The organism is Xanthomonas sp. MUS 060 (genome assembly GCF_000963215.1).
GTDB lineage: Bacteria > Pseudomonadota > Gammaproteobacteria > Xanthomonadales > Xanthomonadaceae > Xanthomonas_A.
Genome location: NZ_JZIM01000064.1, coordinates 1 through 3281, shown reverse-complemented (window position 1 = coordinate 3281; position 3281 = coordinate 1). Strand labels below are relative to the sequence as shown.

The 3281-nt window shown below is 51.6% G+C and carries 4 protein-coding genes and 2 pseudogenes; 2 read left to right on the top strand and 4 right to left on the bottom strand.

All coding sequences use genetic code 11. The annotated features are described in order from the left end of the window. Window positions 1–531 precede the first annotated feature (531 nt). The 4 genes and pseudogenes from XANALMUS060_RS20835 to XANALMUS060_RS20280 form a co-directional block, all read right to left on the bottom strand. A complete protein-coding gene (locus XANALMUS060_RS20835) occupies window positions 532–696 on the bottom strand; it encodes a hypothetical protein (RefSeq protein ID WP_161795488.1) in 165 nt (54 codons plus the stop codon). Window positions 697–807: 111 nt separating this feature from the next. After that, window positions 808–1527: pseudogene (locus XANALMUS060_RS16770) on the bottom strand (IS5 family transposase); the annotation flags it as partial. 23 nt (window positions 1528–1550) lie between these two features. After that, window positions 1551–1773, bottom strand: a pseudogene (locus tag XANALMUS060_RS22480) (transposase); the annotation flags it as partial. A 4-nt stretch (window positions 1774–1777) separates the two neighbouring features. Further along, the gene (locus tag XANALMUS060_RS20280; protein WP_152640598.1) at window positions 1778–2320 is read right to left on the bottom strand and encodes a hypothetical protein; all 543 of its coding nucleotides are present in this window, start codon (window positions 2318–2320) and stop codon (window positions 1778–1780) included. Window positions 2321–2782: 462 nt separating this feature from the next. On the opposite strand from XANALMUS060_RS20280, the gene XANALMUS060_RS20830 reads away from it, so the two are divergent. Next, a complete protein-coding gene (locus tag XANALMUS060_RS20830; protein WP_161795487.1) occupies window positions 2783–2953 on the top strand; it encodes a hypothetical protein in 171 nt (56 codons plus the stop codon). Further along, on the top strand, window positions 2950–3281 hold a 332-nt coding region (locus XANALMUS060_RS16765), incomplete at its 3' end, for a hypothetical protein (protein WP_045739412.1). The genes XANALMUS060_RS20830 and XANALMUS060_RS16765, both read left to right, overlap by 4 nt.

The following is a 3281-nucleotide window of genomic DNA, read 5'->3' as shown; positions in this document are numbered from 1 at the left end:
CAAGTGCTACATCGTCGCCTTCACCGGCGATCAGCGCTATCTGACCAAGGTGAAAATCGGCTCGCTATGCAAGGTGTTCAAGTATCCACCGGTGGCTGCTATCGCCACCGATGGCACTGCGCTCGATCAAGCAGGCTTGCGGGCGTTCGTCCGTTCTGACTGAAGCAGCACTTCAAATCGAGGGGATTGTTGCTGAGCCAACACCGCACCTCGATTAACTTCTCTCCTTCATCACATCAGCATGAAGAATGGCGTAATCGATCAAATCAACCACCTGTTTAGCACGCTCCTGACGGCCGCGCAAATAAATTCCAAATAAATTGCTACATCGTCGCCTTCACCGGCGATCAGCGCTATCTGACCAAGGTGAAAATCGGCTCGCTATGCAAGGTGTTCAAGTATCCACCGGTGGCTGCTATCGCCACCGATGGCACTGCGCTCGATCAAGCAGGCTTGCGGGCGTTCGTCCGTTCTGACTGAAGCAGCACTTCAAATCGAGGGGATTGTTGCTGAGCCAACACCGCACCTCGATTAACTTCTCTCCTTCATCACATCAGCATGAAGAATGGCGTAATCGATCAAATCAACCACCTGTTTAGCACGCTCCTGACGGCCGCGCAAATAAATTCCAAATAAATAAAAAAATACGACTGGAATCAAAACAATAAAAAAGTATGCATTGTTATTAACTTTCATGAAATTCGACGCAGCTATGAATAAGGCTAGAGCGTGTTATGAACTTTAAAAGTATGCATTGTTATTAACTTTCATGAAATTCGACGCAGCTATGAATAAGGCTAGAGCGTGTTATGAACTTTGAAGTAGAGACGTGGCATTTCCAAGCATGAGGATGGAGAAGACGACGAAGTGGAGTCCAGCCAGGGTTTCCGGAAGACGTTCGTAATCACGGGCCAGGCGTCGGAACCGATTGACCCAACCGAAACTGCGCTCCACGACCCAGCGGCGCGGCAGCAATACAAAACCTTTCTTGGCCTCCGGCAGTTTTACGACATGTAGTTCGATGCCTTCCTCCTGCGCGGCTTCAGCCGGCCCTTCGCCTGTGTAGCCTTGATCGACAAATGCCAGTTTCACCGTCTCGCCCGTGACATGTTGAACTTCCTGCGCCAGTGATCGCACCTGAGCTCGTTCCTGCTCGTCGGCTGGCGTGACCTGCACTGCTAGCAAGTGGCCGAGCGTGTCCACCGCCATGTGCACCTTGCTGCCCTTCTTGCGCTTGTAGCCGTCGTAGCCAGCACGTGGTCCGCTTTCGCATGTGGACTGTAGCGTTCGGCCATCCAGGATCACGGCGCTGGGCTGCCCCTGCTTGCCTTGCGCTACCCGCAAGATCGAACGCAAATCGTTGACCATGGCCTCAAAGCAGCCAGCCTGTAACCACCGTTGGGTTTGCTGGTAGACCGCCTCCCACGGTGGAAACTCGTGGGGAATCAAGCGCCAGGGCGCCCCGGCTCGCGCCATCCAGCGCAATGCGTTGAACATCAAGCGCAGGTCATACTTGCGCTGCCGTGCCTGCGGATCCATCAGCGTCAACACCGTTGGGTTTGCTGGTAGACCGCCTCCCACGGTGGAAACTCGTGGGGAATCAAGCGCCAGGGCGCCCCGGCTCGCGCCATCCAGCGCAATGCGTTGAACATCAAGCGCAGGTCATACTTGCGCTGCCGTGCCTGCGGATCCATCAGCGTCAAATATGTAGGGTGCAGCGAAGGCCCATTCTTCATCGGATACGTCGGTCGGATAGGAGCGTGCTGGCTTCATCCGCTTACGATAGCCGCGAAAGCCTCAAGTTCATAACACGCTCTAAAAATGCAGGAAATAGACCATTCCTACGAAGATCTCCGATAAGAAAACCGACACGACCATCCAAATTATCAAAATTGTTCCGATATTGTATCAATGCGTATTCCAACGTAGATTTTTCATAGCATAGAAGCTGATTTAGGAAACCAACGTCGGCCAAAATATCGTTTTTTAGACCCGAAAATTTCACATGCAACACACTTTTACGGCGACGAAATAAAAATATAATTGCGTCAAAAATTTGAACAAACGTGTAAGTAATACTAGAAAACATCAAGCACCAAGCAAATAATTTGATAAAAAATGAATTTGTTGACGAAGGCCACATGTGCTGAATCCATGTGGAAATCATAAAAATTATCAAAAATAAAATACTTCCAATTATAATCAAAAGTTCTAGGCGACGTATCCATTTCGGCGATTTGAATGCCTCTTTATCACGCTTAACAAGCGTCATTTCCTCCAGCAGCGAAAACAGCGAAACGAGAGATTCCTGGTTGAGCATATTGATATCGAGTTCGTTGATCGAGCTGTCAAGGTATCAGATAAATAGAGTCACCGCCTCTAAATACCTATTTACTTAACTACCTATTTATTTAAATCATTCGTCAAAAGGAGAAATCTCTGTGCCTTTCACCGTGACAAAAACCACCACCCGAAACCACCACCCGCCCGTCCAGCCAACGAAGTGCCTGGATTCAAAGACAGCGCCGATCTCGATCCAGAGGTTGCAACGTCCATCGCCAACGTCAGCCATGCGGTTCGCACGCATCCCGCCGTGCTATCCCGCTCGGTCGTGATGTCGGCGGACGGACTCACCAAAACGACGACCACCGTNTTGCAACGTCCATCGCCAACGTCAGCCATGCGGTTCGCACGCATCCCGCCGTGCTATCCCGCTCGGTCGTGATGTCGGCGGACGGACTCACCAAAACGACGACCACCGTCTGGGAAAGCCAAGAGGCATATGACAGCTTCCAGGCAAACGACGACCACCGTCTGGGAAAGCCAAGAGGCATATGACAGCTTCCAGGCCGCCAACAGCAGTGACCTCAGCAAGGTCTCCAGCGCTGCCAGCGTCTACAACAAGACCAACGGCATCGTCGTCAACACCACCAAGGCAGAAGCCTCATCATGAAAACCGGCACCTATATCGATGCACGGCAAAGCATGTACCCGTGCCAGTCCTGGTTGCTGTCCAAACCAACCGGCACCTATATCGATGCACGGCAAAGCATGTACCCGTGCCAGTCCTGGTTGCTGTCCAAACCAATTAAGAACCACATCAACATCCCGCCGTTTTGCACGCTGTACGGCTTTGTCGTTTCCGCCTCAACAGATCGGATGGCATCAATCATCGTGGGCGCAAGCAGCACGGACAAACAGAAAGTTCTACGTCAAGCCACCCATGGGCAATACTTCTGCCATGCCACCGGCAGCGAGCATGCCATGCTGATTCTGGACGA